The following is a 3,247-nucleotide window of genomic DNA, read 5'->3' on the forward strand; positions in this document are numbered from 1 at the left end:
ACTCTCACAAAGGGCAACCCTTCACTACAATCGGCGCTAAGAAGCTTAACTTCTGTGTTCGGCATGGGAACAGGTGTGTCCTTCTTGCTATCGCCACCACACTATTTGGTTGAGTGATTCTTCACTCAAAACTGGATGCAAAGTAGTATCAAAACTCTTCGAGTTCATTTTTTCTTTTGGTTAAGTCCTCGATCGATTAGTATCAGTCCGCTCCGTACATCACTGCACTTCCACTTCTGACCTATCTACCTGATCATCTCTCAGGGATCTTACTTTCTTAAAGAAATGGGAAATCTCATCTTGAGGTGGGTTTCACACTTAGATGCTTTCAGCGTTTATCCCTTCCCTACATAGCTACCCAGCGATGCCTCTGGCGAGACAACTGGTACACCAGCGGTAAGTCCATCCCGGTCCTCTCGTACTAAGGACAGATCCTCTCAAATTTCCAACGCCCGCGACGGATAGGGACCGAACTGTCTCACGACGTTCTGAACCCAGCTCGCGTGCCGCTTTAATGGGCGAACAGCCCAACCCTTGGGACCGACTACAGCCCCAGGATGCGACGAGCCGACATCGAGGTGCCAAACCTCCCCGTCGATGTGGACTCTTGGGGGAGATAAGCCTGTTATCCCCAGGGTAGCTTTTATCCGTTGAGCGATGGCCCTTCCATGCGGAACCACCGGATCACTAAGCCCGACTTTCGTCCCTGCTCGAGTTGTAGCTCTCGCAGTCAAGCTCCCTTCTGCCTTTACACTCTTCGAATGATTTCCAACCATTCTGAGGGAACCTTTGGGCGCCTCCGTTACCTTTTAGGAGGCGACCGCCCCAGTCAAACTGCCCATCTGACACTGTCTCCCACCACGATTAGTGGTGCGGGTTAGAGTGGCCATAACGCAAGGGTAGTATCCCACCATTGCCTCCGTCGAGACTAGCGTCCCGATTTCTACGGCTCCTACCTATCCTGTACATGCGGTACAGACACTCAATATCAAACTACAGTAAAGCTCCATGGGGTCTTTCCGTCCTGTCGCGGGTAACCTGCATCTTCACAGGTACTAAAATTTCACCGAGTCTCTCGTTGAGACAGTGCCCAAATCGTTACGCCTTTCGTGCGGGTCGGAACTTACCCGACAAGGAATTTCGCTACCTTAGGACCGTTATAGTTACGGCCGCCGTTTACTGGGGCTTCAATTCGTACCTTCGCTTGCGCTAAGCACTCCTCTTAACCTTCCAGCACCGGGCAGGCGTCAGCCCCTATACGTCATCTTTCGATTTTGCAGAGACCTGTGTTTTTGATAAACAGTCGCTTGGGCCTATTCACTGCGGCTGCTCGTTAGAGCAGCACCCCTTCTCCCGAAGTTACGGGGTCATTTTGCCGAGTTCCTTAACGAGAGTTCTCTCGCTCACCTTAGGATTCTCTCCTCGACTACCTGTGTCGGTTTGCGGTACGGGCCGTTGACTTCTCACTAGAAGCTTTTCTTGGCAGTGTGACATCAGGAACTTCGGTACTATTATTTCCCTCCCCATCACAACTTGTCCTTAAAAGTGAAAGCATTTGACTCTCACTAAGACTTGTTGCTTGGACAGACATTTCCAATCGTCTGCATTCCTTAGCCTCCTGCGTCCCTCCATTGCTCAAACAATGCCAACGGGTACAGGAATATCAACCTGTTGTCCATCGCCTACGCCTTTCGGCCTCGGCTTAGGTCCCGACTAACCCTGGGCGGACGAGCCTTCCCCAGGAAACCTTAGTCATTCGGTGGACAGGATTCTCACCTGTCTTTCGCTACTCATACCGGCATTCTCACTTCTAAGCGCTCCAGCAGTCCTCACGATCTACCTTCAACGCCCTTAGAACGCTCTCCTACCAATGTACCTTACGGTACACTCCACAGCTTCGGTAATATGTTTAGCCCCGGTACATTTTCGGCGCAGGGTCACTCGACTAGTGAGCTATTACGCACTCTTTAAATGGTGGCTGCTTCTGAGCCAACATCCTAGTTGTCTGTGCAACTCCACATCCTTTTCCACTTAACATATATTTTGGGACCTTAGCTGGTGGTCTGGGCTGTTTCCCTTTCGACTATGGATCTTATCACTCACAGTCTGACTCCCGGATATGAATGAATGGCATTCGGAGTTTATCTGAATTCGGTAACCCGAGAAGGGCCCCTAGTCCAAACAGTGCTCTACCTCCATCATTCTTACTTCCGAGGCTAGCCCTAAAGCTATTTCGGAGAGAACCAGCTATCTCCAAGTTCGTTTGGAATTTCTCCGCTACCCACACCTCATCCCCGCACTTTTCAACGTACGTGGGTTCGGTCCTCCAGTGCGTTTTACCGCACCTTCAACCTGGACATGGGTAGATCACATGGTTTCGGGTCTACGACTACCTACTCATTCGCCCTATTCAGACTCGCTTTCGCTACGGCTCCGTCTCTTCAACTTAACCTCGCAGGCAATCGTAACTCGCCGGTTCATTCTACAAAAGGCACGCTATCACCCATTAACGGGCTCTAACTTGTTGTAGGCACACGGTTTCAGGATCTATTTCACTCCCCTTCCGGGGTGCTTTTCACCTTTCCCTCACGGTACTGGTTCACTATCGGTCACTAGGGAGTATTTAGCCTTGGGAGATGGTCCTCCCGGATTCCGACGGAATTCCTCGTGTTCCGCCGTACTCAGGATCCTCCTAGGTGTCAACCACATTTCGTCTACGGGGTTTTTACCCTCTTTGACTGACTTTTCCAAGTCATTCGACTATCTGGTTGGACTACCATATCGGAGTCCTACAACCCCAAGATGCAAGCATCTTGGTTTGGGCTTTTCCCGTTTCGCTCGCCGCTACTCAGGGAATCGAATTTTCTTTCTCTTCCTGCAGGTACTTAGATGTTTCAGTTCTCTGCGTCTACCTCTAACCAGCTATGTATTCACTGGAAAGTAACATCCTATAAAAGATGCTGGGTTCCCCCATTCGGAAATCTCTGGATCATAGCTTACTTACAGCTCCCCAAAGCATATCGGCGTTCGTCCCGTCCTTCATCGGCTCCTAGTGCCAAGGCATCCACCGTGCGCCCTTATTCACTTAACCTTCTCAACCTTACGGTTGGGTTTTGATCAGTTCTTCTAGCGATAGAAGCTTAATCAAGAAAATAAGCAATTGAACTTATTAAAAAACTCATTCAACGCGGTGTTCTCGGTTTGTTTTGATTTTTTTACTTCACTATCCAGTTTTCAATGAACAATC

General features: G+C 49.8%; 2 rRNA genes. Both read right to left on the reverse strand.

Going from position 1 to position 3,247, the window contains the following annotated elements:
* Positions 1-101: ribosomal RNA gene (gene rrf, locus HMPREF9088_RS11000) — 5S ribosomal RNA — on the reverse strand; the annotation flags it as partial.
* 75 nt (positions 102-176) lie between these two features.
* A 23S ribosomal RNA gene (locus tag HMPREF9088_RS11005) occupies positions 177-3,091 on the reverse strand.
* Positions 3,092-3,247 lie beyond the last annotated feature (156 nt).

The organism is Enterococcus italicus DSM 15952 (assembly GCF_000185365.1).
Lineage (GTDB): Bacteria > Bacillota > Bacilli > Lactobacillales > Enterococcaceae > Enterococcus_G > Enterococcus_G italicus.